The 26,677-nt window shown below is 71.5% G+C and carries 26 protein-coding genes, 2 pseudogenes and 1 riboswitch; of the genes and pseudogenes, 18 read left to right on the top strand and 10 right to left on the bottom strand.

The genetic code is table 11. The features are described from left to right. A partial coding sequence (locus ACWCQ6_RS29150) for an MFS transporter (RefSeq protein WP_451094190.1) occupies nt 1-1,236 on the bottom strand: 1,236 nt, incomplete at its 3' end. A 148-nt stretch (nt 1,237-1,384) separates the two neighbouring features. Here ACWCQ6_RS29150 and ACWCQ6_RS29145 point away from each other — a divergent pair. Beyond that, nucleotides 1,385-2,575, top strand: a complete 1,191-nt coding sequence (locus ACWCQ6_RS29145; protein WP_451094188.1) for an ROK family protein — start codon at nt 1,385-1,387, stop codon at nt 2,573-2,575. Nucleotides 2,576-2,820: 245 nt separating this feature from the next. On the opposite strand, the pseudogene ACWCQ6_RS29140 reads toward ACWCQ6_RS29145, so the two are convergent. Continuing rightward, nucleotides 2,821-3,058 (bottom strand): annotated as a pseudogene (locus ACWCQ6_RS29140) (chitinase); the annotation flags it as partial. A 102-nt stretch (nt 3,059-3,160) separates the two neighbouring features. Continuing rightward, nucleotides 3,161-3,291, top strand: a riboswitch (FMN riboswitch). A 160-nt stretch (nt 3,292-3,451) separates the two neighbouring features. Here ACWCQ6_RS29140 and ribD point away from each other — a divergent pair. The 10 genes from ribD to ACWCQ6_RS29090 all read left to right on the top strand — a co-directional run bounded on the left by ribD (nt 3,452) and on the right by ACWCQ6_RS29090 (nt 12,016). Further along, nucleotides 3,452-4,552 (top strand): bifunctional diaminohydroxyphosphoribosylaminopyrimidine deaminase/5-amino-6-(5-phosphoribosylamino)uracil reductase RibD, encoded by a 1,101-nt coding sequence (gene ribD / locus ACWCQ6_RS29135; protein ID WP_451094186.1) that lies wholly within the window; start codon nt 3,452-3,454, stop codon nt 4,550-4,552. Then, nucleotides 4,553-5,170, top strand: a complete 618-nt coding sequence (locus ACWCQ6_RS29130; protein ID WP_451094184.1) for a riboflavin synthase — start codon at nt 4,553-4,555, stop codon at nt 5,168-5,170. After that, nucleotides 5,167-5,811, top strand: a complete 645-nt coding sequence (locus ACWCQ6_RS29125) for a nicotinamide mononucleotide transporter family protein (protein WP_451094182.1) — start codon at nt 5,167-5,169, stop codon at nt 5,809-5,811. Before ACWCQ6_RS29130 ends, ACWCQ6_RS29125 begins: the two co-directional genes overlap by 4 nt. Continuing rightward, nucleotides 5,808-7,106: a bifunctional 3,4-dihydroxy-2-butanone-4-phosphate synthase/GTP cyclohydrolase II gene (locus tag ACWCQ6_RS29120; RefSeq protein ID WP_451094180.1), complete on the top strand. Its 1,299-nt coding sequence runs from the start codon at nt 5,808-5,810 to the stop codon at nt 7,104-7,106. Before ACWCQ6_RS29125 ends, ACWCQ6_RS29120 begins: the two co-directional genes overlap by 4 nt. Nucleotides 7,107-7,134: 28 nt before the next feature. Continuing rightward, nucleotides 7,135-7,620: a 6,7-dimethyl-8-ribityllumazine synthase gene (gene ribH, locus ACWCQ6_RS29115; protein ID WP_451094178.1), complete on the top strand. Its 486-nt coding sequence runs from the start codon at nt 7,135-7,137 to the stop codon at nt 7,618-7,620. Between the two features lie 34 nt (nt 7,621-7,654). After that, a complete protein-coding gene (locus ACWCQ6_RS29110) occupies nt 7,655-7,927 on the top strand; it encodes a phosphoribosyl-ATP diphosphatase (protein ID WP_266422236.1) in 273 nt (90 codons plus the stop codon). A 71-nt stretch (nt 7,928-7,998) separates the two neighbouring features. Beyond that, nucleotides 7,999-8,847, top strand: coding sequence for an ATP phosphoribosyltransferase (hisG, locus tag ACWCQ6_RS29105; RefSeq protein ID WP_189547690.1), 849 nt, complete (start codon nt 7,999-8,001; stop codon nt 8,845-8,847). Nucleotides 8,848-8,883: 36 nt separating this feature from the next. Continuing rightward, nucleotides 8,884-9,348, top strand: coding sequence for a PH domain-containing protein (locus ACWCQ6_RS29100; protein ID WP_451094175.1), 465 nt, complete (start codon nt 8,884-8,886; stop codon nt 9,346-9,348). 191 nt (nt 9,349-9,539) lie between these two features. After that, entirely contained in the window at nt 9,540-10,913 is a 1,374-nt protein-coding gene (locus tag ACWCQ6_RS29095) for a hemolysin family protein (protein WP_451094173.1), read from the top strand. Next, the gene (locus ACWCQ6_RS29090; RefSeq protein WP_451094171.1) at nt 10,910-12,016 is read left to right on the top strand and encodes a hemolysin family protein; all 1,107 of its coding nucleotides are present in this window, start codon (nt 10,910-10,912) and stop codon (nt 12,014-12,016) included. Before ACWCQ6_RS29095 ends, ACWCQ6_RS29090 begins: the two co-directional genes overlap by 4 nt. Before the next feature lie 57 nt (nt 12,017-12,073). On the opposite strand, the gene ACWCQ6_RS29085 is transcribed toward ACWCQ6_RS29090, so the two are convergent. Next, nucleotides 12,074-13,987 (bottom strand): AAA family ATPase, encoded by a 1,914-nt coding sequence (locus ACWCQ6_RS29085; protein WP_451094169.1) that lies wholly within the window; start codon nt 13,985-13,987, stop codon nt 12,074-12,076. A 359-nt stretch (nt 13,988-14,346) separates the two neighbouring features. Continuing rightward, nucleotides 14,347-14,976, bottom strand: coding sequence for a uridine kinase family protein (locus tag ACWCQ6_RS29080; protein ID WP_451094167.1), 630 nt, complete (start codon nt 14,974-14,976; stop codon nt 14,347-14,349). A gap of 177 nt (nt 14,977-15,153) precedes the next feature. Here ACWCQ6_RS29080 and ACWCQ6_RS29075 point away from each other — a divergent pair, with 177 nt between their 5' ends. Then, the gene (locus ACWCQ6_RS29075) at nt 15,154-16,512 is read left to right on the top strand and encodes a peptidase C39 family protein (RefSeq protein WP_451094165.1); all 1,359 of its coding nucleotides are present in this window, start codon (nt 15,154-15,156) and stop codon (nt 16,510-16,512) included. Here ACWCQ6_RS29075 and ACWCQ6_RS29070 read toward each other — a convergent pair. Further along, nucleotides 16,460-16,828, bottom strand: a complete 369-nt coding sequence (locus tag ACWCQ6_RS29070; protein ID WP_451094163.1) for a tyrosine-type recombinase/integrase — start codon at nt 16,826-16,828, stop codon at nt 16,460-16,462. The genes ACWCQ6_RS29075 and ACWCQ6_RS29070 overlap by 53 nt on opposite strands. 220 nt (nt 16,829-17,048) lie before the next feature. Between ACWCQ6_RS29070 and ACWCQ6_RS29065 the strand changes: the two genes are divergently transcribed. Further along, nucleotides 17,049-17,270, top strand: a complete 222-nt coding sequence (locus tag ACWCQ6_RS29065; RefSeq protein WP_451094192.1) for an Ig domain-containing protein — start codon at nt 17,049-17,051, stop codon at nt 17,268-17,270. Nucleotides 17,271-17,296: 26 nt separating this feature from the next. Here ACWCQ6_RS29065 and ACWCQ6_RS29060 read toward each other — a convergent pair whose 3' ends face one another. The 3 genes and pseudogenes from ACWCQ6_RS29060 to ACWCQ6_RS29050 form a co-directional block, all read right to left on the bottom strand. Continuing rightward, entirely contained in the window at nt 17,297-17,488 is a 192-nt protein-coding gene (locus ACWCQ6_RS29060) for a hypothetical protein (protein ID WP_451094161.1), read from the bottom strand. A 450-nt stretch (nt 17,489-17,938) separates the two neighbouring features. Further along, the gene (gene argG / locus ACWCQ6_RS29055; protein WP_451094159.1) at nt 17,939-19,387 is read right to left on the bottom strand and encodes an argininosuccinate synthase; all 1,449 of its coding nucleotides are present in this window, start codon (nt 19,385-19,387) and stop codon (nt 17,939-17,941) included. Nucleotides 19,388-19,512: 125 nt separating this feature from the next. After that, a pseudogene (locus tag ACWCQ6_RS29050) lies at nt 19,513-19,695 on the bottom strand (glycosyl hydrolase family 18 protein); the annotation flags it as partial. A gap of 274 nt (nt 19,696-19,969) precedes the next feature. Here ACWCQ6_RS29050 and ACWCQ6_RS29045 point away from each other — a divergent pair. After that, nucleotides 19,970-21,142: an acyl-CoA dehydrogenase family protein gene (locus ACWCQ6_RS29045; protein WP_451094157.1), complete on the top strand. Its 1,173-nt coding sequence runs from the start codon at nt 19,970-19,972 to the stop codon at nt 21,140-21,142. Here the strand turns inward: ACWCQ6_RS29045 and ACWCQ6_RS29040 are convergent. Both ACWCQ6_RS29040 and ACWCQ6_RS29035 read right to left on the bottom strand, forming a co-directional pair. Continuing rightward, the gene (locus ACWCQ6_RS29040; RefSeq protein ID WP_451094155.1) at nt 21,105-21,416 is read right to left on the bottom strand and encodes a hypothetical protein; all 312 of its coding nucleotides are present in this window, start codon (nt 21,414-21,416) and stop codon (nt 21,105-21,107) included. The two genes, ACWCQ6_RS29045 and ACWCQ6_RS29040, sit on opposite strands and share 38 nt — an antisense overlap. Nucleotides 21,417-21,611: 195 nt before the next feature. Beyond that, nucleotides 21,612-22,001 carry a hypothetical protein gene (locus ACWCQ6_RS29035; protein WP_451094153.1) on the bottom strand — a complete coding sequence of 130 codons (390 nt, stop codon included), beginning with the start codon at nt 21,999-22,001 and terminating at the stop codon, nt 21,612-21,614. Nucleotides 22,002-22,205: 204 nt separating this feature from the next. Between ACWCQ6_RS29035 and ACWCQ6_RS29030 the strand changes: the two genes are divergently transcribed. The 4 genes from ACWCQ6_RS29030 (at nt 22,206) to fxsA (ending at nt 26,349) form a co-directional block, all read left to right on the top strand. Next, on the top strand, nt 22,206-22,646 hold the full coding sequence (locus tag ACWCQ6_RS29030) for an Lrp/AsnC family transcriptional regulator (RefSeq protein WP_388592796.1): 441 nt from the start codon (nt 22,206-22,208) through the stop codon (nt 22,644-22,646). A 46-nt stretch (nt 22,647-22,692) separates the two neighbouring features. Beyond that, nucleotides 22,693-24,339, top strand: coding sequence for an amidohydrolase (locus ACWCQ6_RS29025; RefSeq protein ID WP_451094151.1), 1,647 nt, complete (start codon nt 22,693-22,695; stop codon nt 24,337-24,339). 550 nt (nt 24,340-24,889) lie between these two features. After that, entirely contained in the window at nt 24,890-25,657 is a 768-nt protein-coding gene (locus tag ACWCQ6_RS29020; RefSeq protein WP_451094149.1) for a polyprenol monophosphomannose synthase, read from the top strand. Between the two features lie 98 nt (nt 25,658-25,755). Continuing rightward, nucleotides 25,756-26,349 (top strand): FxsA family membrane protein, encoded by a 594-nt coding sequence (fxsA, locus tag ACWCQ6_RS29015; protein WP_451094147.1) that lies wholly within the window; start codon nt 25,756-25,758, stop codon nt 26,347-26,349. Nucleotides 26,350-26,677 lie beyond the last annotated feature (328 nt).

The following is a 26,677-nucleotide window of genomic DNA, read 5'->3' as shown; positions in this document are numbered from 1 at the left end:
GCAACGCACCCGCTGTCCGTACTTCCAGGACACCTCCAAGCCGTGCAACAAACGGGAACCCGGCACCGGCTGCCCCGCCCGCAGCACCCCGGCCCCCAGCACCAGACCGAACGCGAGCACCGTCACCAGGCCGAACGACACGACCAGCGAGGTCGCCTCGGCCAGCGAGCCGATCGCGGACGGGGCGATCAGCCCCGAGGTGTACGTGATCGTGGCGACACCAGCGATCGCCTGGCTCGGGTTCGGACCGCTGCGGCCGGCCGCAGCGAAGGCGAGCGGGACGACGACCGCCACGCCGAGGCCCAGAAGCCCGAAGCCGCACATCGCGAGCGCCGCGTCCGGCGAAGCGACCACGAGCACCCCGCCGACCGTCGCGAGGACGCCGCCGACCCGTACGGTCCGGACCGCGCCGAAGCGGTCGACGACCTTGTCGCCGGCGATCCGGGCGACCGCCATGGTCAGCGCGAACGCCGTGGTGGAAGCCGCGGCGAGCCCGGCAGAGGTGTCCATGACGTCCCGGAGGTAGACCGCCGACCAGTCCAGACTGGCCCCCTCGGCGAACACCGCGCAGAAGCCCACCGCACCGATGATCAGCGCCGACTTCGGCGGCAGGGTGAAGCGCGGCGGCGGCTCCTCGTCGGGCTCGCTGCGCAGGTCCAGCACGCCCCGGCAGGCGATCAGGCCGAGCGTGGTGAGTACGAGGGCGGCCAGTGCGTGGTGCAGCCGGGCGTCGGTGCCCAGATGCGCGGCCACCGTGCCGGCCGCCGAACCGATCAGGGCCCCCACGCTCCACATTCCGTGCAGCCCGGACATGATCGACTTGTCGAGGCGGTTCTCCACCTCGACGCCGAGGGCGTTCATCGCCACGTCCGACATGCCTGCCGACGCCCCGTACACGAAAAGCGCGGCGCACAGCGTCAGCAGGCCGGGGGCCAGCGAGGGCAGGATCAGTGCCAGCGTCCACATGGCGAGCAGGCCGCGCAGTGCGGCCTTGGCACCGAAGCGATGGCTGATCGCACCGGCCAGCGGCATGGCCAGCGAGGCGCCGATCGCCGGAAAGGCAAGGGCGAGGCCGAGCTGACCTGCGCTGACCCCGGCGTGGTCCTGGATCCAGGGCACCCGGGTGGCGAAGCTGCCGGTCACCGCGCCGTGCACGGTGAAGACGGCGGCGACGGCGAACCTGGCCCGTTTCACCTGTTCCCTGCCGAAGTCCGAGTCTGTGGAATCCGTCGTCATACCGCCGTGCCCTCCCTTGGGAAATTCTCTGTTGCCGGTGGTCCCGGCGCGCGTCTCCACGGTGCGGGGCCGTAAACTATCAGGAACCCTGCCTGATAAATAGTGCGCCTGTGCAACCAGTGCGTCAGCGATCTGGAAGGATCCCGGCATGCCCGCATCACCGAGCACCGCACGGGCCATCAACGACCGGCTCGCCCTGCGGCTGCTCCAGCAGGACGGCCCGCTGACGGCCACCCAGCTGAAGACCCTGACCGGCCTCTCCCGGCCCACCGTCGCCGACCTCGTCGAACGGTTGCAGGGGGCCGGTCTGATCCGTGTCGTCGGCGAGGCCGGCGCCGAGCGCCGGGGGCCCAACGCCCGGCTCTACGGGATCGCCGCCGACCGCGCCCATCTCGCCGCGCTCGACGTACGCACCGGCAGCGTCGCCCTGGTCGTCGCCGACCTCCTCGGCGCCACGCTCGCCGAGGCCACCCTGCCCATCGGCACCGACACCGGCACCGAGGCCGCCGCCGAACAGGCCGCCGCACTGCTGGAACGCACCGCGCGCGAGGCCGGCGCCGGACCGCTGCACAGTGTCGGCATCGGCGCACCCGGCCTGATCGACCCGGTCACCGGCGATCTGCGCGACACCACCGGGCTGCCCGCCTGGCACCGACGGCTGGTGCGCGTGCTCCAGCAGCGGCTGCCCGCGACCGTGCTGGTCGAGAACGAGACCAATCTCGCCGCTGTCGCCGAACACCGCGGCGGCGCGGCCACCGACCGCGACACCTTCGTGCTCTTCTGGCTCGGCCACGGCGTCGGCGCCGCCGTCATGCTGGACGGGAAGCTCCGCCGCGGAGCCTCCGGCGGCGCGGGCGAGATCGGCTTCCTGCCGGTGCCCGGCATTCCCGGCACGCCCTCGGCCCTCAACTGCGACGGCGGGTTCCACGCGCTGGTGGGCTCCGCCCCGGTCTGTGAACTGGCCGCCGCCCACGGCATCGCCGTGCCCTCGGGCGCCGCCGAGGGGGACAAGGAACCGGGCGCGGCCGTCGCCGTGCGGGCCGCGCTGGCGGGGGAGGGGGACGGCGAGGCGTTCCTGGACGCCCTCGCCGGCCGTCTCGCCCTCGGCGCCGCCGCCATCGCCGCGGTCCTCGACCCGGGCTGCGTGCTGCTGGCGGGCGAGGTCGGCCACGCGGGCGGCGACGCGCTCGCGGCACGGGTGGAGGAGCGGTTGACCCTGATGTCACCGCTGCGCACCGAGGTCAGGGCCGGGCGGCTGGGCGGCGCGGCGGTGCTCCGCGGCGCGCTGCTCACCGCACGGGAGGCGGCCCAGGACGAGCTGTTCACGCCGTCCGGCTGAACCGCCGGGCGGGGAGTCCCCGAACACCGCGCTTCCCGCAGCCCGTTCGGGGCGCGGCACGCCGCCGCGCCGGTGTCCGCCGGGCATGGCCCAGCCCGGCGGCGACCGGGGGCTGTCCGGTCACCGCCGGGCAATATCGGGGGAGGGTCGGCGGGCTCCGAGGCGTGAACTGGTCGAAGGACACGTCGATGTCGAGCGCCTCGGTGGGCAGACCGCGGTGGACTGCTTCGCGCCGTGTTGTCGACGCCGTCGACGTGGGCGAACGCGTAATGCAAATGGGTGACTTTGTCACAGGGGATGCCGGCGGCAGGGCAGGAGGGCTTGCCGTCCTTGCCGGTCCGCCGGCCGGTGAAGTACCCGATGACCCGCCGCTGGTGGTCGGCCGCCCATCTTCTCGCGGCCCTCGGTGTCGTGGACGGAGCAGTAGGGGGTCTCGTAGAGCCCGTCGGGGCGACAGGACTCCTGGGCGGCGGCGGCCGACGGGGGTGGCCGCCCTCCTCGCTCCAGCCGTCCTGTGAGCCAGTCCACAGGCGCTCACCCGCATGGCCCGCCGCCGGGCGTGGCACACTGACCGTGTACCAGCAGCAGCGCACTCCGGGGTCGGTGCAATTCCGAACCGGCGGTTATAGTCCGCGACCCGTCCGCATCCAGCGGCCGGTTGACCAGGTGGAATTCCTGGACCGACGGTTAAAGTCCGGATGGGAGGCAGTGCGCGGCGGGCCGTTTTCGCGGGTACGCCGCCGTCGGCGGATGGTTTTCGGGCGACCGATCCATCCGTGTTGTCCGGCATTTCCGGCGTTCCCCCGTGGCGTTCCCGCTTCATCTGTCGTCATCGACAGGCCCCGGAGTCCGTGCCCGAAGAGGCAGGAGGACCCGGTGGACACCGCAGCCGACATCACCGCCATGCGCCGTGCGATCACGCTCGCCGCCCGCGGTCTCGGCTCCACCAGCCCCAACCCCGTCGTCGGCTGTGTCGTCCTCGACGCCGCGGGCCGCCACGCCGGAGAGGGCTTCCACCAGCGGGCCGGCGGTCCGCACGCCGAGATCCACGCCCTGCGCGACGCGGGCGACCGGGCCCGCGGCGGCACCGCCTACGTCACCCTCGAACCCTGCAATCACACCGGCCGCACCGGTCCCTGTGCCCAGGCGCTGATCGACGCCGGGATCGCACGGGTCGTCTACGCGGTCGGCGACCCGAACCCGCAGGCCACCGGCGGCGCCGCCACCCTGCGCGCGGCCGGGATCAAGGCCGAACAGGGGCTCCTCGCGGCCGAGGCCGAGGCGGGCAACGCCGCCTGGCTGACCTCGGTGCGCCTGGGCCGCCCGTACGTCCTGTGGAAGTACGCGGCGAGCCTCGACGGCCGGATCGCGGCCGCCGACGCCACCAGCCGCTGGATCACCTCCCCCGAGTCCCGAGCCGATGTCCACCGGCTGCGCGCCGAGGCCGACGCCGTCGTGGTCGGCTCCGGCACCGCCCGCACCGACGACCCGCAGCTCGGTGTACGCGGCATCGAGGAAGCCGTGCAGCCGCTGAGGGTGGTCGTCGACACCGGCGCCACCGCCGTACGCCCCGGCGCCCGCGTCCTCGACAGCACCGCGCCCACCCTGATCGCCGTCGCCGAGGACGCCGACGCCCGGCACCTGCCCCGGGCGGCCGTCCTGCGGCTGCCGCGCGCCGCCACCGGCCCCGGCCTGGACGTCCCCGCCCTGCTCCGCGCCCTGTACGGGCGCGGCATCCGCTCCGTACTCCTCGAAGGCGGCCCGACCCTGGCCGGGGCCTTCGTCGCCGCGGGAACGGTCGACAAGGTCGTCGGCTATCTCGCCCCCGTGCTCCTCGGCGCAGGCCCCGCGGCCCTCGCCGACGCCGGAATCTCCACCATCGCCGAGGCGCTGCGCCTCGATGTGACCGAGACCGTCCGTATCGGCCCCGATCTGCGTATCACCGCCGTCCCCGGCCCTGCCCGGAAGGAAAACTGAGTGTTCACCGGAATTGTCGAAGAACTGGGTGAGGTCACCGCCGTCGAGAAGCTCGGCGACGCCTCCCGATTCCGCCTGCGCGGCCGCGTGGTCACCGAGGGCGCCAGGCACGGCGACTCCATCGCCGTCAACGGCGTCTGCCTCACCGTCGTGGACCTCGGCGACGGCGAGTTCACCGCGGACGTGATGGCCGAGACCCTCAACAGGTCCAGCCTCGGCGCCCTGGACACCGGCTCCCGGGTCAACCTGGAACGCCCCATGGCGGTCGGCGGCCGGCTCGGCGGACACATCGTCCAGGGCCATGTCGACGGCACCGGGCACATCGTCGAACGCAGGGTCTCCGAGAACTGGGAGATCGTGAAGGTCTCCCTCCCCGCGGAACTGGCCCGCTACGTGGTGGAGAAGGGCTCGATCACCGTGGACGGCGTCAGCCTCACCGTCGTGGAGGCCGGACCCGACTACTTCACCATCAGCCTGATCCCCACCACCCTCGCCCTGACCACGCTCGGCATCAAGGAGCCCGGCGACCCGGTCAACCTGGAGGTGGACGTCATCGCGAAGTACGTCGAGCGGCTGCTCGGACACCCCGCGCAGGAGCCCGGGGAGCCGGCGAAGTGACCGCCCTGGACTGGCTGAACTCGGAGGCGTTCACCGTCTTCGGGCAGCACATCATCTGGTCCGACATGATCGGCAACACCGTCGGCCTGATCGCGCTGACGCTGGGCTGGCTCCGCTCGATCTGGACCTGGCCCGCCCAGCTGCTGTCCGGCGTCGTGCTGGTCGCGGCCAACGCCTCCGTGCACCAGGCGGGCAGCGTCGGCAAGCAACTCGTCGTCATCGCCGTGGCCGTCTGGGGCTGGCAGCAGTGGACCCGGGGCAGGCAGCAGGCCCAGGACGGCTCCATCGCCGTACGGTTCGCCACCTGGCGCGAGCGCGGCTACCTGCTGGGCGGCGCCGTCCTCGGCACCCTCGTGGTCGGCGGCCTGTTCACCGCGTTCCCCTCGCTGTCCTGGAGCCCGTGGGCGGACGCGTACATATTCGCCGGCACCCTCGTCGCCATGCTCGCCCAGGCCCGCGGCATGGTCGAGTTCTGGTTCGCCTGGCTGCTGGTCGACCTGGTCGGCGTACCGCTGAACTTCCACAGCGGACTCGCCTTCTCCGGTCTCATCTACGTCGTGTACGGCGCCCTCGTCCTGTGGGGCATGCGCGACTGGTGGCTGCGTTCGCGGACACCCGCTCTGGAAGGAGCCACGGCATGACTGCCCAGCCCACCTGGCTGCACCGGGAACACCAGGAAGCCGCCGAGGACCTCCGCCTGGACCCCGTAGAGCAGGCGATCGGCGACATCGCCGCCGGACGGCCCGTCGTGGTCGTCGACGACGAGGACCGGGAGAACGAGGGCGACCTCGTCGTCGCCGCCGAGAAGGCCACCCCCGAGATCGTCGCGTTCATGATGAGCGAATGCCGCGGCCTGATCTGCGCGCCCATGGAGAACGACGAGCTGGAACGGCTCGAACTGCCGCAGATGGTCGACCACAACACCGAGTCGATGCGCACGGCGTTCACCGTCTCCGTCGACGCGTCCGCCGCCCACGGCGTCACCACCGGCATCTCCGCCGCCGACCGGGCCACCACGCTCCGGCTGCTGGCGGGCGGCGAGGCCGGTCCCGGCGACTTCGTACGGCCCGGCCACATCTTCCCGCTCCGCGCCCGCGCCGGCGGCGTACTGGTCCGCAACGGCCACACCGAGGCCGCCGTCGACCTCGCCCGGCTCGCCGGACTGCGGCCCGCCGGGGCCATCGTGGAGATCGCCGGCGAGGACGGCGTGATGCTGCGGCTGCCCCAGCTGGTCCCGTTCGCCCGCAAGCACGGCCTGACGATCATCTCCATCGAGGACCTGATCGCCTACCGCCGCAGCTCGGAGCCGACCGTCCGCCGCGAGGCCGAGGTGCGGCTGCCGACGAGTTTCGGACCGTTCACCGCGTACGGCTATCGCTCCACCACCGACGGCGTCGAGCACGTCGCGCTCGTCCACGGCGACCTCGGCGACGGGGGCGACATCCTGGTCCGGGTCCACTCCGAGTGCCTGACCGGTGACATCTTCCAGTCCCAGCGCTGCGACTGCGGCCCTCAGCTGCACGCGTCCATGCGCCGGATCACCGAGGAGGGCCGGGGCGTCGTCGTCTATCTGCGCGGCCACGAGGGCCGGGGCATCGGCCTGCTGTCCAAGCTCCGCGCGTACGAACTGCAGGAGCGCGGCGTCGACACGCTCGACGCCAACCTGGAACTCGGCCTGCCCGCCGACGCCCGGGACTACGCGGCCGGTGCCCAGATCCTCAAGGACCTCGGCGTCCACAGCCTCAGGCTGATGACCAACAACCCCGACAAGACGGCCGCGATCCTGCGGCACGGACTCGCCGTCACCGGCCGCGAGCCGATGCCCGTCCAGGCCGGCGAGCACAATCTGCGCTATCTGCGCACCAAGCGCGACCGCATGGGGCACGACCTGCCCTGGCTCGACACCGCCACGGCGTCGACCTGCGGCAACCAGTGAGATCACGGAAACGAGCGGTAGGAGAGACATGAGCGGCAAGGGCGCACCCGAACTGTCCGTACGCAACTGCGGTGACCTGCGCGTGGCGGTCGTCGCCGCGCAGTGGCACGAGAAGGTCATGGACGGACTCGTCGACGGCGCCCTGCGCGCCCTGCACGAGCTGGGTATCGACGAGCCCACCCTGCTCAGGGTGCCCGGCAGCTTCGAACTCCCGGTCGTGGCCAAGGTCCTCGCGGGCCGCGGCTACGACGCGATCGTCGCCCTCGGCGTGATCATCCGCGGTGGCACCCCGCACTTCGAGTACGTCTCCCAGGGCGTCACCAGCGGCCTCACCCAGGTCGCCGTCGACACCGGGGTTCCGGTCGGCTTCGGCGTACTCACGTGCGACACCGAGGAGCAGGCGCTCGACCGGGCCGGCCTGGAAGGCTCCAACGAGGACAAGGGGCACGAAGCGGTCACCGCGGCCGTCGCCACCGCCGCAACACTGCGCACGGTCAGCGAGCCCTGGCGCTGAGCGCAGGGCAAGGACCCCGTACGCTAAGACCATCATGGCGAACAAAACCTTCGAAGAGCTCTTCGCCGAGCTGCAGCTCAAGGCCGCCAGCGGCGACCCCTCCACCTCCCGTACCGCCGAGCTCGTGGACAAGGGAGTCCATGCCATCGGCAAGAAGGTCGTCGAAGAGGCCGCCGAGGTCTGGATGGCCGCCGAGCACGAGAGCAAGGACGCGGCCGCCGAGGAGATCTCCCAGCTGCTGTACCACGTCCAGGTGATGATGGTCGCCCGCGGGATCTCGCTCGACGACGTCTACGCCCACCTCTGAGCACCACCTCCGCACCACGTACGTCCGCACGTCCGCAGAAGACTCCCTCCTCGCAAAGGAAACCTGACCTCATGCTGCGCATCGCCGTCCCCAACAAGGGTTCACTCTCCGGGCCTGCGATGGCGATGCTCCATGAGGCCGGATACCAGCAGCGCAAGGAGTCCAAGGAACTCGTCCTCGTCGACCCCGAGAACGAGGTCGAGTTCTTCTACCTGCGGCCGCGCGACATCGCGATCTACGTCAGCTCCGGCCGGCTCGACATCGGCATCACCGGCCGCGACCTGCTGCTGGACTCCGGCGCCGACTCCGAGGAGATTCTCCAGCTCGGCTTCGCCCGCTCCACCTTCCGCTACGCCACCAAGCCCGGCACGGCCGAGGGCCCGCAGGACTTCGACGGCAAGACGATCGCCACCTCCTACGAGGGCATCGTCGCCAAGCACCTCGCCGACGCCGGTGTCAACGCCTCCGTCGTCCACCTCGACGGCGCGGTCGAGACCGCCATCGAACTCGGTGTCGCCCAGGTCATCGCCGATGTCGTGGAGACCGGCACCAGCCTGCGCAACGCCGGACTCGAAGTCATCGGCGAGCCGATCATGAAGTCGGAGGCCGTCGTCATCCGCCGCACCGGCGCCCCGGACGACGACCCCAAGGTGCAGCAGTTCCTCCGCCGCCTCCAGGGCGTCCTGGTCGCCCGCTCCTACGTGATGATGGACTACGACTGCCGCGTCGAGCACCTGGAGCGCGCGGTCGCCCTCACCCCGGGCCTGGAGTCGCCGACCATCTCGCCGCTGCACCACGAGGGCTGGGTCGCCGTCCGCTCCATGGTCGCCGCCCGGGAGGCGCAGCGGATCATGGACGATCTGTACGACCTCGGCGCCCGCGCCATCCTCACCACCGCCATCCACGCCTGCCGCCTCTGACGGCCGGGCGCCCACCCCGGAAGACAGAAGAACATCATGTCCGCCCCCGCACCCCGGCCCGAAATTCCCACCCTCCCGGTCACGTTCCGGCCGACCCGAACACGGGTGGTCCTGCTGACCGTGGGGGCGGCGATGTTCCTGGTCATCACCGCCGTCGCCGTGACCCTGGAGCAGCTGAGCCCGGGGGAGCGGGCCAGCTTCGTCTTCACGGCGCTGCTTTTCTTCGGAGTGCTTGCGCTGCTCAGCCGCCCGAAGATCGTCGCGAACGAGGACGGGGTGACCGTGGTCAATCTCACCCGGACGCGCCGGCTGTCCTGGGCGGAGATCCTCCGGGTCAACCTGCGTGTGGGTGACCCCTGGGTCTTTCTCGACCTCAGCGACGGGACCAGCATGCCGGCCCTCGGCATCCAGCCCGGAATCGCCAAACAGCAGGCCATCCGCGACGCCCGTGCGCTCCGCGCCCTCGCCGAGAACCACGGCACCGGAACGGACATCGGCTGAGCCCCCTGCCCCGCGCGGCCTCTTCTTGACTACTCTGGGGGCGGCGGTGCCCCTGCGCATCCCGCCCCGCACCAGAGGTCCAGGACGATCGAGACCGGCGGGGCTTTCCTGCGACCCAAGGAGTGACTCCTTCCAGCAATGGACGGACCGTCCGGTAGTACCTGCGCCGCCCCTTCCCCGGAGGCGGCGGCATGACCACCCCCTTGCTGCTTCTGAGCGCGGCATTCCTTCTCATCCTCGCCAACGGATTCTTCGTGGCTGCCGAATTCGGGCTCGTCACGGTGGAGCGGCCGGACGCCGAGCGCGCCGCGGCCGAGGGCGACCGGCGGGCCGGCACCGTCGTCGAAGCCCTGCGTGAACTCTCCTTCCAGCTCTCCGGCACCCAGCTCGGCATCACCATCACCTCACTGGTCGTCGGCATGCTCGCCGAGCCGGCACTCGCCCAGCTGCTGGAGGGCCCCCTCACCGCGACCGGGCTGCCCCACGGCGCCGTACCCGGCGTCAGCGTGGTGATCGGGATGATGGCGGCCTCCGCCGTCCAGATGGTGATCGGCGAACTCGTGCCCAAGAACTGGGCGGTCTCCCGGCCGCTCCAGGTCGCCCGGTTCGTCGCCGGCCCCCAGCACCGGTTCTCCGCGGCCCTGCGCCCGGTGATCACTCTGCTGAACACCGTGGCCAACCGGCTGGTGCGCCTGCTGGGCGTAGAACCCACCGACGAGCTGGCCTCCGCCCGCACCCCCGGGGAGCTGGTCTCCCTGGCCCGCCACTCGGCCGAGGCCGGAACCCTCGAACAGAACACCGCCGATCTCTTCGTGCGGACCCTGTCGCTCGCCGGGCTCACCGCCCAGCACGTCATGACCCCGCGGGTGAAGGTCAGCGCCCTGCAGTCCTCGGCGACCGCGCAGGACGTCCTCAACCTCACCCGCGCCACCGGCCTCTCCCGCTTCCCCGTCTACCGGGAGCGGATCGACGAGGTCGTCGGCATGATCCACCTCAAGGACGCGCTCGCCGTGCCCGCCCAGGACCGGCTGCGCACCCCGGCCGGACGGATCGCCGTGCCTCCGCTGCTGGTCCCGGAGACGCTGCCGGTCGAACAGCTGCTCCAGCGGCTGCGCAACGAGCAGCCGATCGCCGTCGTGGTCGACGAGTACGGCGGCACCGCCGGAGTCGTCACCCTGGAGGACATCATCGAGGAGCTCGTCGGCGAGGTCAGGGACGAGCACGACGCCGAAGGCGCCGACCGGCCCGAACTGGCCGCTGCCGCCCCGGAGGACGGCCACCCGGCCTGGGACGCCGAAGGCAGTTGCCGGGTCCTGGCCCTGCGCCGGATAGGACTCGACGTCCCCGACGGACCGTACGAGACCGTGGCCGGACTCGTCGCCGATCTGCTGGGACGCATCCCCGCCCCCGGCGACCGGGCGGAGCTGCCCGGCTGGCGGATCTCGGTCCGCCAGGTCGGCCACTACCGCGCCGAGAAGGTCCGCTTCGTCCGCACGGCCGAGCCGGCCGTTCCCGGGACCGGGGCCGCCCCGGTGATCCGAGAGGTCCTGGAGGCCGTGCGATGAGCCTGGTCCAACTGCTCTTCGCCGCGCTCCTGGTGCTGGCGAACGGCTTCTTCGTCGGTGCCGAGTTCGCCCTCGTCTCCGTACGGCGCAGCCAGGTCGAGCCGCTCGCGGCGGCAGGCTCGGGCCGTGCCCGCCAGGTGCTGTACGGCCTGGAGAACCTGCCGCAGATGATGGCCGCCGCCCAGTTCGGCATCACCGTCTGCTCACTGACCCTCGGCGCCGTCGCCGAACCGACCGTCGCCCATCTGCTGGAGCCGGTCTTCCAGGCGGTCCACCTGCCCGAGGGCCTGGTCCACCCGCTCGGCTACGTCCTGGCACTCGCCCTCGTGGTCTTCCTCCACCTCGTCATCGGCGAGATGGTCCCGAAGAACCTCGCGATGGCGGCGCCGGAGAAGACCGCGCTCTGGCTCAGTCCCGGCCTCGTCGGCTTCGCCCGGCTCTGCCGCCCGGTCACCGCCGCACTGGGGGCCTGTGCCCGGCTGGTGCTGCGGATCTTCGGTGTCGAACCGAAGGACGAGGTGGAGGCCGTCTTCACCAGCGAGCAGCTCAACCGGCTCGTCGAGGACTCCGGGCAGGCCGGACTGCTGGAGCCGGAGGCGCAGGAGCGGCTGGAGGACGCACTGGAGCTGGGCAGCAGGCCGGTCACCGACGTGCTGCTCCGCCGGGCCTCGCTGGTGACCGTGGACCCGTCCGTCACCCCGCACCGGATCGAGGAGCTGACCGTACGCACCGGCTACTCGCGTTTCCCCGTGTGCGCGGAGGGCGGTGGTCCGTTCATGGGCTATCTGCATGTCAAGGATGTCCTGGACCTGGAGGACGGCGAGCGGGCCGTCCCCCAGCACGTATGGCGCCCGATGGCGACCGTACGGGCCGAGCTGCCCCTGGACGAGGCCCTGACCGTGATGCGCAGGGCGGCCACCCATCTGGCACAGGTCGCCGACGCGTCCGGCCGGATCCTCGGTCTGGTCGCCATGGAGGATGTCCTGGAGATGCTCGTGGGTGAGGTGCGCGACCCGGCCCACCGGGTGGCGGTGCCGCGCCGCGCGGCGGAGCCCGCGAGCACGACGACCGGCTACGGCGAACTCACCGCAGCGGTCCGCTGACCGCGCTGTCCAGGTCAGCCGGAGGGGCTGCCGCCCGGTCCCTCCGGTCACCGGGGCTCACAGGACCGGCGGCTCCTGCGGGCCCCGGTCCACCGGCCCCCGGCCGGACAGCACCTCGCCGTACGCCTGCATCAGGTCCGGCAGCCGCAGGGTCGCCAGATCGTCCCGGCTCGGCACCGCCGCACAGTCGGAGAGCCGCAGATCGCGGTAGGCGCAGCTCTTCTCGTACAGGGTGCGCAGGAACCGTCCGTTGCCCAGTTCGTCGATCCAGCCCTGCTCGACGACATGGCCGCTGATGGAACGCAGCTCGTCCAGGGACTCCTCGTCCCACACGTCGCCGTTCTCCGCCGCCAGCACCTCGCCGATCGAGGTGAGCTCCAGCGGCCGGTAGCTCGGGAAGTCCACCCGGGTGGTGAAGCGCGAGGAGAGCCCCGGATTGGTGGCCAGCAGCCGGTCCATGCCCTCCGGGTAGCCCGCGAGAATGACGACGAGATGGTCCCGGTTGTCCTCCGCGCGCTTGAGGAGAACCTGCAGGGCCTCGTCGCCGTACGCGTCGCCCTTGCTGTAGCCGCTGTTGGCGAGGCTGTACGCCTCGTCGACGAAGAGCACCCCGCCGAGCGCCGAGTCGATCAGCTCATTGGCCTTGACCGCGGTCTGGCCGAGGAACTCTCCCACCAGATCGGCCCGTTGGGCCTCGACCAGATGGTCGCCGCCCAGCAGCCCCAGCGCGTAGAAGACCCGGCCCAGGATGCGGGCCACGGTGGTCTTGCCGGTGCCGGAGGGGCCCGAGAAGACGAAATGGCGCTTGGGTGGCTGCACGGGCAGTCCCTGACCGGCCCTCAGCCGCGCCATGTTCAACTGCGCGGACAGGGCCTTGACCTGGCGCTTGACGGGCTCCAGCCCCACCATTCGCTCCAGCTCGGCCAGCGCCTCGGCGAGCAGCACCGGATCGCTGGGCCCCGCCGGGAACGGCGACGGAGGCTGTCCGGGCACCGCCGCCCTGCGCCGCGTCCCGCCGGACGGCGGTGGCATCCCGAGGCCCGGAGGACCGGGTGTCTCACCGCCGGAGCGCGGCTCCCGGCCGTCCACCGGATCGGTGCCGGGCAGCGGATCCGCGTCCGGCTGCGTCTCCGACACGGTGCTGTCCGTACCGAGCCCGGCCAGCGACACGGTGGCCAGCCCCGCGGCCTCGTCGGAGTCCTCCAGACCGTCGTAGTCCGCGATCGCGGCGAGCCGCGCCGAGGTGTCCATGAAGGCGGGGTCGATGCGGTGCACCGCCCGGTAGAGCGGCAGGGCGGCGGCGCTGCGGCCGGTGCCCTCGTGCGCGCGGGCCAGCCAGTACCGCAGCTCCTTGCGCTGCGGCTGCTCGCTGCGGCAACGCATCAGGGCGGTGGCGAGCAGCGGCTCGGCCTGCCCGTACATCTCCAGGCGCACCCGCGCCATGCCGCCGAAGAGCCCTGCCTCGATGCCGAGCACAGGGTCGTCCGTCAGCTGCTCGGTGTTGCGTACGAGCTGCTCCCAGTCCTTGACCAGATACGAGCGGCAGGCATGCAGGAAACGCACCTGCGGATCCGTGTCCACCGGCGGCAGGCCCGCGAGCGCCCGGTCCAGCTCGGGGACATGGCGGCCGTCCAGCCAGTGCGAGGCGTGCGCGAGCAGCAGATCGCGGGCGCTCTCCAGTACCGGCTGCACCCACCAGCCCAGCCAGTACCAGGAGTTGAGCGTGCGCCGATGGCGGGTGCGCTGTTCGCCGAAGCGCTCGCGATGGCGGTACATGCGCAGCAGCGCCGTCGTCGTGTCGACCCTCAGCGCATGGAGGCCCAGCCAGCCGTCCGCCATGCCGGGGTCGAGACGGACCGCAGCCCTGAACTCCTCTTCGGCCTGCGGATAGGCGCCCATGGTGTAGGCGTCCACGCCACGCAGCCAGGCGAGGTCGGCCGGGGCCTGCGCACCCTGCGTGCCGATGTCCATCTGGTCCCCCACAAACCGTGCCCCCAGGATGTCCCGCCGCACGATTCTGCCCACCGGGGCGCACCGAATCACTTTGCCGCGGACGGGAATTGACCGCACCGAGAGGCATCGTACCTGCGCAGGGAGTGTGCGACTAAGGGCGCCGCAGCAGAAGGGAGACCGTGACCCAGGGTGAGCGGAATGCGTCCAACCGGCACACGGGAGGGGGTGCGAAGGCAGAACGAAGCCCCCGATCACGGGGGAACAATCGGGGGCTTCGTGTCCACAGGGGCTCCGAAAAGCCTCACAATGAGAACGTAAGACCTGTACCGCCCCTGGGTCAAGCAGAGTTGGGGCACTGCCGGGGCGTTTTCCCACCATCAGTACGACGACGAGCAGCGCTCACGTTCGGTGACGGAATTGTTCGTTCCTGATGCTGTTCCGGGTCCCTCGGACAACGCGTAACCCCTCGGCAACTGCCGTACCAGAGTGTGCGCGTGGGGACGTGAAGGATCGGCCGAGAAGTGCTCCGTCTCGGCCGCCGTCCACCCGTCCCAGAAGTCCGAGAGCGCCGGCCCGTCCCTGCGCCGGCCGCGCTCCCAGGACTCCGCGGCGGCGAGGTCCATCCACAACAGCCGGGCCAGCGAGGGCCGCAGCGCCCGGCGGCCGGCCCCGACCCCCTCGATCAGGACCACCGGCGCGGGCTCCAGGGCCCGAGGCGCCCCGAAGCTCCGCACGGTCCAGTCGTACGGTGCGTACCGCGCGCACTCGCCGCGCTCCAGCGGCCCGAGCACCTGCTCCCGCAGCCGTTCCACCCAGGTGAAGAAGGACTCGTGGGTGGCCATGTCATCCAGATGCAGGACCGGGGCGCCGCCGAGCGCGGCGGCCAGGCGGCCGGCGAAGGTGCTCTTCCCCGACCCCGCGTGACCGTCGACCGCGATCAGCCGCACCGGTCCGCAGGACGGGGGCAGGGCGCGCAGCCGTGCGGCGAGGGGCGAGAGCTCGTTCATGCCCACCAGCCTACGAGCCGCTCCGGAGCAGCCGCAGGTCACGCCAGTGGACCAGACCAATATTGGTTTACCGGCGCGAGTCGAATCGCTGGCCGGATCCGGTCAGGACCCGCAATAGTTGGCGCACTGTCGTGCACCTGCAATCCCCAACACCGCTGACGACCGGGGGGCTCGCCCATGAACCGACCGACCTCACGCAGAACTGTGCTGACTGCCGCGCTCGTGGCAGCGGCCACCGCGGGCGCGGTGTCGTCCGCCGGCCCCGCGACCGCCGCCTCCCCGACCCGCGCCCCCTCGGCAACGGGCTCTGCCGTGGACAACAGCTCCTGGCACACCTGTACCGACTGGCGCGCCGGCTCCGGCGCCGGGACACGGGCCGTCGCGGGCCGCCGCCCCGGTCTGGTGATCGGTCACGCCGAGGGGTGCACCGACTACACCGATCCGCACACCGGAACGACCGCCGCCTGGGAGTACGCGACCTGGACCTCGCCGGTCCACCGGTCCACCGTCCCGGCGACCGAGGTGATCGCCTCCTGGAACGCGGACACCCCGGCGGGCACCTGGATCCAGATCGAACTCCAGGGCCGCTACTCGGACGGCACCTCGACGCCCTGGTACGTGATGGGCCGCTGGGCCGCCGGTGACGGCGACGTCCGCCGTACCTCCGTGGACGACCAGAGCGATGGCAAGAGCTCCGTCTGGACCGACACCTTCTCGGTGGACGACCCGGCGAGCGGACTGCGCCTGGTCTCGTACCAGCTGCGGCTCACCCTCCACCGCACCCCGGGCACCCGGCTGACGCCCACCGTCCGGCGGCTCGGCGCGATGGCCTCCGACGTCCCCGACCGCTTCACCGTGCCGGCCAGTACCCCCGGCCTCGCCCGCGAGCTGCGGGTGCCGCGCTACTCGCAGAACATCCACGCGGGCCAGTACCCCGAGTACGACAACGGCGGCGAGGCCTGGTGCAGCCCCACCTCCTCGCAGATGATCATCGAGTACTGGGGACGCCGGCCGACCGCCGAGGACCTCGCCTGGGTCAAGCCCGGCCTGGCCGACCCGCAGGTCTGCCACGCCGCCCGGTTCACCTACGACTACCAGTACGAGGGCTGCGGCAACTGGCCGTTCAACGCCGCCTACGCCGCGACGTACGACGGGATGAGCGCGGCGGTGACCCGGCTGGACTCGCTCACGGACCTGGAGGCGCTGATCCGCGCGGGCATCCCGGTCATCACGTCGCAGTCCTTCCTCAAGGAGGAGCTGACGGGCGCGGGTTACGGGACCTCCGGCCACCTGATGACCGTGATCGGGTTCACCGCGGACGGCGACGTGATCGCGAACGACCCGGCGTCACCGAGCAACGAGGCCGTGCGCCGGGTCTACAAGCGCCGGGAATGGGAGAACATCTGGCTGCGCACCAAGCGCTACGACGCCAACGGCAAGGTCAGGAGCGGTACGGGCGGGGTCTGCTACCTCTACTGGCCCGCTAAGCCGGCACCGAGTCAGCACCGGGTTCTGAAGTCGTTCGGCTTGTTGTGAGCATGTACGGCCCCGCGGCCGTCTCGACGACCTGACGGCAACGCTCCTGGCCGTCCTGCGTGAGATGGCCGTACCGGTCCACCGTGACCTTGATCGAACGATGTCCGAGCCAGCGGGACACCTCGTGGATGGACACACTATTCGTCAGGGCCACGGTGGTCCATTTGTGACGCAAGTCGTGCGGGTCGTATGCGGGCAGATCGAGCCGCCTGATGGCGCGGTCCCACGACTTGCGCAGGAGATCGGGATACGGCAATCCGTCGCTTGCGTTGCAGATCGGAAGCCGATCGATGAACGGTTCAAGGGAAGCAGGCACGGGTATGTCCCGCCATTCGCCTTCTTTTCGATGCTTCAGTGGGGCGTATTTCGGTGCATACTTTCCGGAGGTATCTTTGTAGCGAATTGCTTGCCGTCGGATCCTCGGTGTGCCGTTATGAATATCTTCCGGGAAGACTCCCAGAGATTCACCGATGCGAAGTCCGCAGCATGTCATGAGTCATATCGCCGGAGACAGGCGAGGGCCGATCTCCTTGGCGATGGCAGTTATCCGCCGATGTCCCGCCCGGCCGCGGATACGCACGGCTCGGCACCGGCCCGGTGGCAGCCTGCCGGCAGGGCTGACCCTCAACCAGGACACCGGAGGCATCACAGGTGTGCCGACCGCCGCCGGTGCCCGCCGGTTCACCGTCACCGCGCGCAACAGTGGCGGCGTGGCCGATGCCCGGATCACCTATCGGCTGATGACCGCAGCACGCTGAACACGTCCCCGGCGGCTCGTCGTTCGCTACGAGCCGCCGGAGGATTGAAGGGCCGCAGCGGCCCCCCACAGCAGCGTCTGCGCCTCCGCGCCCGACGCGACGTCCGGGCCGACGACTTCGAGCGGTGTGTACGTCCCCTGCGGAACGACCTTCACCTCGAAGGTCGCCCTGGCGCCGCGGAACACGAGCACCCGCCGGTCGCGCCGCGAGACCCGCACCTGCTCGGGGTTTCCTGGGTGCCGTCCGTCGGTACGACGGACACCAGGGGAGTGGCTCTGCCGTCCGCGGCGTAGTCGGTTCCGTTGCGCAGATCCACCAGGCCCGAGCACTCGCCCGGCCTCGTCGAGCCCTGTCGCCAGGAACCCAGCCCTGATCCACAGTGATGTGGATTCCTGCGCGGCGGACGCCGGTTCGGCCGGTGCGAGCGGAGTGCCGACGGGACCGGGGACGACTGCCGGGGTGGTCAGCGCACCCGGAGCGCCTCGCGGATCGTGGTGAACAGGTCGGTCCGGTCGGTGACGCCCAGCACCCGGCAGGCCTGCCGGAACATGGCATGAGGAGCCGGTCGGCCCGCCCGGCCGGCGCGGGTGTCCCCGCACGGCAGCGGGCCCCGGTGGAACCGAATCCGCCGGGGCCCGCTGCCCGGTGCCTGCGACCGGTGGCCGGTGTCAGTCCGTGCCGGACTCCATCGCGGCGCGGTCCAGCATCGTCTCCTCGTCGGCGGCCTCGCCGCGCGAGGCGATCGCCTGGGCGCCGCCCTGGTCCATGGCGCCGATCAGGCCGGTCGAGGCGGCCTGTGCGGCGCCGATCGGCGTCGGGTGGCCCGTGCCGACCAGACCGAGGCCCGCGTACTGCTCCAGCCGCGCACGCGAGTCGGCGATGTCCAGGTTCCGCATGGTGAGCTGGCCGATCCGGTCGACCGGGCCGAACGCCGAGTCCTCGGTGCGCTCCATGGAGAGCTTGTCCGGGTGGTAGCTGAACGCCGGGCCCGTGGTGTCGAGGATCGAGTAGTCCTCGCCACGCCGCAGCCGCAGTGTCACCTCGCCGGTGACGGCCGCGCCGACCCAGCGCTGGAGCGACTCACGGATCATCAGCGCCTGCGGGTCCAGCCAGCGGCCCTCGTACATCAGCCGGCCGAGCCGCCGGCCCTCGTTGTGGTACGCGGCCAAGGTGTCCTCGTTGTGGATCGCGTTGACCAGGCGCTCGTAGGCGATGTACAGCAGCGCCATTCCGGGTGCCTCGTAGATGCCGCGGCTCTTGGCCTCGATGATCCGGTTCTCGATCTGGTCGGACATGCCGAGACCGTGGCGGCCACCGATCGCGTTGGCCTCCATCACGAGGTCGACGGGGGAGGCGAACTCCTTGCCGTTGACGGTGACCGGGCGGCCCTGGTCGAAGCCGATCGTCACGTCCTCCGTGGCGATCTCCACCGACGGGTCCCAGAACCGCACGCCCATGATCGGGGCTACCGTCTCGACGCCGGTGTCCAGGTGCTCCAGGGTCTTGGCCTCGTGCGTGGCGCCCCAGATGTTGGCGTCCGTGGAGTACGCCTTCTCCGTCGAGTCCCGGTACGGCAGCCCGTGCGCCAGCAGCCACTCGGACATCTCCTTGCGGCCGCCGAGCTCCGTGACGAAGTCCGCGTCCAGCCAGGGCTTGTAGATCCGCAGGTGAGGATTGGCGAGCAGCCCGTACCGGTAGAACCGCTCGATGTCGTTGCCCTTGAACGTGGAGCCGTCGCCCCAGATCTGCACCCCGTCCTCGAGCATGGCCCGCACCAGCAGCGTGCCGGTCACGGCACGGCCCAGCGGCGTGGTGTTGAAGTACGGGCGCCCGCCAGACCGGATGTGGAACGCGCCGCAGGCGAGCGCCGCCAGCCCTTCCTCGACCAGCGCGGCACGGCAGTCGACGAGCCGGGTGATCTCGGCGCCGTACGCGGAGGCGCGGCCGGGCACGGACGCGATGTCGGGCTCGTCGTACTGGCCGATGTCGGCGGTGTACGTGCAGGGCACGGCGCCCTTGTCGCGCATCCAGGCGACGGCTACGGAGGTGTCGAGCCCGCCGGAGAAGGCGATGCCGACGCGCTCGCCGGTGGGGAGGGAGGTGAGGACTTTGGACATGGCAAGACTATGCATCACTTCGCATGATCATGCAACATGGCGCCCCCGTGAAACACCGAGCGGCCGGGCGGATCGCCCGGCCGCTCGGCCTCGAACCGGTGTTCCGGGGGAGCGGAGGGTCCTCGGTCGACGGCCTTGATCGGCTCCCCGTCGGAGGTGTCGCCGCTGAGCTCCCGGAAGAAGGTGCCGCCGAGACCTTGCTGGTTCTTCCAGGTCATCTTGGTGGCGATGACGGCCGGGGTGTCGTAGCTCCACCAGGTGGTGCCGTAGTGGGCGTAGGCGGTGCCGGTGGCGGGGTAGCTGTTCTGTGGATGGACCAGGCCGGTCGGGTCAATGGTTCGGACCAACTCCGTTGATCGTTGTGCCCGATGCGGAGTCGCCCGGTCACCCCGTGACGGATATCGTCCGATCGGGCATACTCAAGCCGCCACAGCCGCTGGCCAGCAGCTCTCGTAATCCGAGAGGGCCGACGTCGGCTGAACAGCAGTGCTCTTCCGGGCTCCGCCCGGAAGCCCCCGGCGGCGCCGCCCACACCCCTCGCGCGCGACCGTCGCAACGCCCGACAGGGAGGAGAGCGCCGTCATGACCGACCGTGCTTCGCAATTGGTGGAACGCCGTCTGCCCACCGAGGAGTCCAGGCAACTCGTCGCGCTCGTACGCGACATCGCCCAGCGCGAGATCGCGCCCGGGGCGGCCGAGGAGGAGGAAGCGGGCCGGTTCCCGCGCGAAGTTTTCACCCTGCTCTCCGACTCCGGACTGCTGGGACTGCCCTACGACTCCGCATACGGCGGTGGCGACCAGCCGTACGAGGTCTACCTCCAGGTCCTCGAAGAGCTCGCGGCCGCCCGGCTCACCGTCGGCCTCGGTGTCAGCGTCCATTCCCTCGCCTGCCACGCGGTCGCCGGATACGGCACCAAGGAGCAGCGGGCCGAACACCTCCCGGCGATGCTGGGAGGCGGCCTGCTGGGCGCCTACTGCCTCTCCGAGCCCGCCGCGGGCTCGGATGCCGCCTCGCTCCGTACGAAGGCCGTACGCGACGGCGACGACTGGGTCCTCACCGGCACCAAGGCATGGATCACCCACGGCGGCATCGCCGACTTCTACACGGTCCTGGCCCGCACCGGGGTCGAGGGCGCCCGCGGCATCACCGCGTTCCTGGTCCCCGGCGACGCCGAGGGGCTCGATGCGGCCGCCCCCGAGAAGAAGATGGGCATGAAGGGCTCGCCCACCGCCCAGTTGAACTTCGACGGCGTACGGGTCTCCGACACGCGCCGGATCGGCGAGGAGGGCCAGGGTTTCGCGATCGCCCTGTCCGCACTCGACTCCGGGCGGCTGGGCATCGCCGCCTGTGCGATCGGCGTCGCCCAGGCCGCCCTGAGCGAGGCCGTCGGCTACGCCTCCGGGCGGCAGCAATTCGGCCGCCCCATCGCGGACTTCCAGGGGCTGCGCTTCATGCTCGCCGACATGGCCACCCAGATCGAGGCGGGCCGCGCGCTCTACCTGGAGGCCGCCCGGCTCCGCGACGAGGGCAAGCCCTTCTCGCGTCAGGCGGCCATGGCCAAGCTGTTCTGCACGGACACGGCAATGCGGGTCACCGTCGACGCCGTCCAGGTGCTCGGCGGATACGGCTACACCCTCGACTTCCCTGTCGAGCGGCTGATGCGCGAGGCCAAGGTGCTGCAGATCGTCGAGGGCACCAATCAGATCCAGCGGATGGTCATCGCGCGCCACCTCGCAGGTCCTGAGACGCGCTGACCCGCAGCGGCCGGTCCGACCACACGGGCATCGCCATGATCCGGTTCCACTCCTGGTCATGGCGGCCCGGCAGGGTCCGGTCGGCGCTCTCCCAACGGCGCAGCAGAGCCCGGTAGATGGGCGGATCGGTGGAGTGCGGCACCGGTCGCGGCACCGAACGGGGAGATACGGGCTGGGGCACCGGCTGCGAACCGGGCTGCGGAACCGATTCTTCGGCGATAGGAGCGGCGAGGCGGCGGCGGCCGGGACCGGCCGTTGAGTGCAGCAGGGTCATGCCTTCCCAACGGCGTCGGGCGGGCCCTGGTCACTGTCCGGCCGAATCGAGAGCCCGTTCGCCTGATTTCCGGGCCGCAGGAGGTCCTCACCGCGGGCACCACGTCGGCCGGGCCGTCGTGGTGCGGGCGCAGATGTGCTGTGGGGCCCGGATGCGTGTCCTGGGCCGGCCCCGCGCCGGACGCGGGAGCAGCTGTCAGGCGGCGTCGCGCCGCATTCGCAGCGGGCGCGAGCCGGGGCCGCCGGCGTGCGAGAACGGCTGCATTCTCCAGTCGAGCCCCTGAGGGAGCGTCAACAGCAGGCCCGTCTCCTGCTCCTGGGCGTCGAGCGAATCGTCGGCGGGCCGCGACTGCGACGCCGCGCGACCCGTACCGGCGCAGACGGTCAGCACGAACGGATTCCACGGCGTCGGGCACAGCGCGTGCTCCGGCAGCACCTCCTCGCCCGCCAGCAGCGCGATCGGCTGCGCGCAGTCCGGGCAGATCACCCGGTACATCTCCAAGGTGTCGTACGCCTCGGGAGCGGTGTCCTCGACGGGATCGACGGGCTCCGGTTCGGTGCGTCCGGTGAGCTTCAGGCTCTGCATGGGAAATTCCCCCCTCAGGTGGGCCGACCAGGCGACAGGGCCTCGACCACAGCAAGCACTTCCCGTCGCGCACCGGCCGTAACCGCCAGGTGGCCGGCCATCCACCTGTAAACCTGTGGCATTCGTCACATGTTCGCCGCGGGAGCCCCTTCCGGAGCCCCTGCCGCTGTGCCTGGAGGGACCCGGGGCAATAGGTTGATCCGTATGGAGGAGTTGGACCGACAGATCGTGGAGTTGCTCGTCAAGGACGGGCGGATGAGCTACACCGACCTGGGCAAGGCCACGGGCCTGTCCACATCGGCCGTTCATCAGCGTGTCCGCAGGCTGGAGCAGCGCGGGGTGATCCGGGGCTACGCCGCGGTCGTCGACCCCGAGGCCGTCGGCCTGCCGCTCACCGCGTTCATCTCGGTGAAACCCTTCGACCCGAGCGCGCCGGACGACATCGCCGATCGGCTCGCGGACGTCCCGGAGCTGGAGGCGTGCCACAGCGTCGCGGGTGACGAGAACTACATCCTCAAGGTCCGCGTCGCCACGCCGCTCGAGCTGGAGCACCTGCTCACCCGGATCCGCTCACTGGCCGGTGTCTCCACCCGGACCACGGTCGTGCTGTCCACGCCGTACGAGGCCAGGCCGCCGCGGATCTGAGGGGGCCGGGGGCCGCGCGGATCCCGGCAGGCGCGAGACTGGTCCCATGACCGAGAGCGCCGCCCCTCAGAGCGAACACCGCACCGTGCTGCTGCGCGGTGGAGACGTCCACAGCCCCGCCGACCCCTTCGCCACCGCCATGGTGGTCGAACGCGGCCATGTCGCCTGGGTGGGCTCGGAAGGGGCCGCCGACGCCTTCGCGAGCGGTGTCGACGAGGTGATCGACCTCGAAGGTGCGCTGGTCACCCCCGCGTTCACCGACGCCCACGTCCACACCACGTCGACCGGCCTGGCCCTCACCGGCCTCGACCTGTCCGGCGCCCGGACCCTCGACGAGGCGCTCGGCCTGCTGCGCGCTTACGTGGTCGCCCACCCCGAGGACCGGGTCGTCCTCGGCCACGGCTGGGACGCCACACGCTGGCCGGAACAGCGCCCCCCGTCGCGTGGCGAGCTCGACTCGGCGGCCGGCGGACGGCCGGTCTACCTGCCCCGGATCGATGTGCACTCCGCGGTCGTCACCACCGCCCTGCTCGACCTGGTCCCCGGCGTCACCGGGCTGACCGGCTACCACCCCGAGGCCCCGCTGACCGGCGCCGCCCACCACGCGGTCCGCTCCGCGGCCCACGGCGCCGTCTCGCCGCGGCAGCGTGCCGACGCCCAGCGCGCCGCCCTGCGGCACGCCGTGTCGCTCGGCATCGGCACCGTCCACGAGTGCGGCGGCCCCGACATCTCCGACGAGGAGGACTTCGCCGGACTGCTGAAGCTGGCCGCCGCGGAGAGCGGGCCGCGGGTCTTCGGCTACTGGGCCGAGCGGGTCGCCGACGAGAAGGACGCCCGGCGGATCAGGGAACTCGGCGCCGTCGGAGCTGCCGGGGACCTCTTCGTGGACGGCTCGCTCGGCTCGCACACTGCCTGCCTGCACGAGTCGTACGCCGACGGCCCGGCCGGACACCTGGGCACCGCCCACCTGGACGCGGCGCAGATCGCCGCCCATGTCACCGCGTGCACCGAGGCGGGACTGCAGGCCGGCTTCCACGCCATCGGGGACGCCGCGGTCTCCGCAGTGGTGGAGGGAGTCCGGGCCGCCGCCGAGACGCTCGGCCTGTCCCGGATCCGGGGCGCCCGGCACCGGGTCGAGCACGCCGAGATGCTCACCCCCGAGACCGTCGCCGCGTTCGCGGAGCTGGGTCTGACCGCGTCCGTCCAGCCCGCCTTCGACGCGGCCTGGGGCGGCGAGGAGGGCATGTACGCACAGCGGCTCGGCGTCGAGCGGGCCAGGACCCTCAACCCGTACGCGGCGCTCCTGCGGGCCGGCGTGCCCCTGGCCTTCGGCTCCGACAGCCCGGTGACCCCGCTCGACCCCTGGGGCACCGTAAGGGCCGCCGCCTTCCATCGCACGTCCGAACACCGGATCTCCGTACGGGCGGGCTTCACCGCCCACACCCGGGGCGGCTGGCGGGCCGTCGGCCGCGACGACGCGGGGATCCTGGTGCCCGGTGCCCCGGCCGACTACGCGGTCTGGCGCACCGCTGACCTGGTGGTCCAGGCCCCGGACGACCGGGTCGCCCGCTGGTCGACCGACCCTCGTTCGGGAACGCCCGGCCTGCCCGACCTCACCCCCGGCGGCGAGCTTCCGGTCTGTCTGAGGACCGTGGTCTTCGGACAAACTGTCTATGCACGGCCGAACGAGTGACGTGTGGACATCTCGCATCGTCACCGATAGTGGTCCTCGCTCCGCCGCGACCTGCGGATCTTCGCTACTGACCAGGCAAGTTTCGTAAATATCGCAGGTCAGACGGCTATTGACAGAACGCGCCCACCGGCCGGTAGGTTCGGCCGAGTCCACCACAGGACGTCCGACCGGTTGAACCTCCACGCAGTCGTCGAACGCCGCTGGGTCATGGGGTGGTGTGCCCGCACCGGCACACCACCACTGACAGCCAGGTTCAGCGCCCGCGCCTCGGGGCGAGGGAAGGTTTCATCCGGACGGCGGTGCGACCCGGGTGGGGCCCGGACGTTCAGTAGACAACGGCTCTAGGTCGACCCGCAGCCAGCGGGTCCCAGGCCGGCCCGAAGGGCGCTGGGCCCCCATCCGTAGTGCCGCCCGCCTGCGCACCCGGGCTTCTGTCCGTACTTCCGTCCTTCTGTCCCCGGCACCCGCCTGCCCCGCCCGACCGTGTCGGCTAGGGGCCCCCGCCCGCTGGATATGGTGTGCACCTGCGTACGGACTTAAGGGGCAGTAAGTGAACGACGGCGGTCAGCGGCGGTACGGCCCGCTCGGCAGAATCCTGGTGATCATTCCGACCTACAACGAGGCCGAGAACATCAAGCCGATCGTCAGCCGGGTGCGCGCCGCTGTGCCGGACGCCGACATCCTGGTCGCCGACGACAACAGCCCGGACGGCACCGGCAAGATCGCCGACGAGATCGCTTCCGCGGACAGCCAGGTCCAGGTGCTGCACCGCAAGGGCAAGGAGGGACTCGGCGCGGCTTATCTCGCGGGCTTCCGCTGGGGCACCGAGCACGGCTACGGCGTGCTCGTGGAGATGGACGCCGACGGCTCCCACCAGCCCGAGGAACTGCCCCGGCTGCTCACCGCGCTCAAGGGCGCCGATCTGGTGCTCGGCTCCCGCTGGGTGCCGGGCGGGCGCGTGGTCAACTGGCCGAAGTCCCGCGAAATGATCTCCCGGGGCGGCAGCACCTACTCCCGGCTCCTGCTCGGGCTGCGGACCAGGGACGTCACCGGCGGCTACCGGGCCTTCCGCGTCGAGACCCTGGACGGCATCGGCCTCGACCAGGTCGCCTCCCAGGGCTACTGCTTCCAGGTCGACCTGGCCCGCCGGGCCGTGGAGGCCGGCTATCACGTCGTCGAGGTCCCGATCACCTTCGTCGACCGGGAGATCGGCGACTCGAAGATGAGCCGCGACATCCTGGTCGAGGCGCTCTGGCGGGTCACCTCCTGGGGCGTCACCTCCCGTACGAACCGGGTCCTGGGCCGCAAGGCGCTCTGATCCGCTGTGCCCGCCGCCCTCGGCGGCGGGCATCGGGGCAGTGGCCCGTGATCACCCCCTTGTGCCGTTCGCGCGGCCGTACGGGCACACTGGGGACCATGACGACCGGCACACCGCCCCCGACCGCCCCCAAGCGCTCCCGCGCCCTTACTCTCGTCCCTCTCGCCATCGCCGCCTGGGCGGTGCTGGAGATCTGGCTGCTCACCGTCGTTGCCGACGCGGCGGGCGGGTTCACCGTGCTGCTGCTCCTGGCGGCGGGCATCGTGCTCGGGGCCGCCGTGATGAAGCGGGCCGGCCGCCGGGCCTTCCGCAACCTCACCGAGACCCTCCAGCAGATGCCGGGGCAGCCCGGGGCGGCCGCCGCCCCGTCGGCCACCGGCTCGGGCGGCGAGGGCAACGGCTTTCTCATGCTCGGCGGGCTGCTGCTGATGATCCCGGGGATCGTCTCGGACGTTGCGGGGCTTGTGCTGCTGCTGCCGCCGGTCCGTTCGTGGCTCGGCCGGTACGCGGAGCGGTCGCTGGAGCGCCGGATGAGGCGTGCCGCGAACCCCGGCAGTCTCTCCGACGCCTTCCAGCAGGCCCGCATTCACCGTCCGGACGGAAAGATCGTGCAGGGCGAGGTCATCCGCGAGGAGGGTGCACAGCCCGGCGCACGGCCCGACGAGGGCCCCCGGCCGCCGCTGACCCCCTGAGCGGCCGGGAGCGTCCATCGCCTATGGCAAGTCCCGCCTGGCCGGGAACGCAAAGTCCCGCCTGGTCCGGGGCGTCCGGTGCGCACGCTCGCCGCGTTGTCGGTGCAGCCCGCTGCGCTCGCCTCTCTCCGCCTTTTGCGATCGCACGCACCGGATGCCCCCGGCCCCGCCCTCCGGGCGGACGACGCTGCTTTCGAAACACGCCCCAGGCGACGGAGCATGCCACGACAGAGCCGCGGGCCGTGACACACAGTCGGTGTCACCAAGAGTGGCAGGGACAGGGCGATGAGCAGTCCGGCGACGGTGAAGGCGGCTGCGGGTCCGCCCA

The sequence above is a fragment of the Streptomyces sp. NPDC001880 genome, from assembly GCF_053594575.1.
The sequence above is the reverse complement of the archived record's forward strand: the minus strand, read 5'-3'. Positions and strand labels throughout refer to the sequence as shown.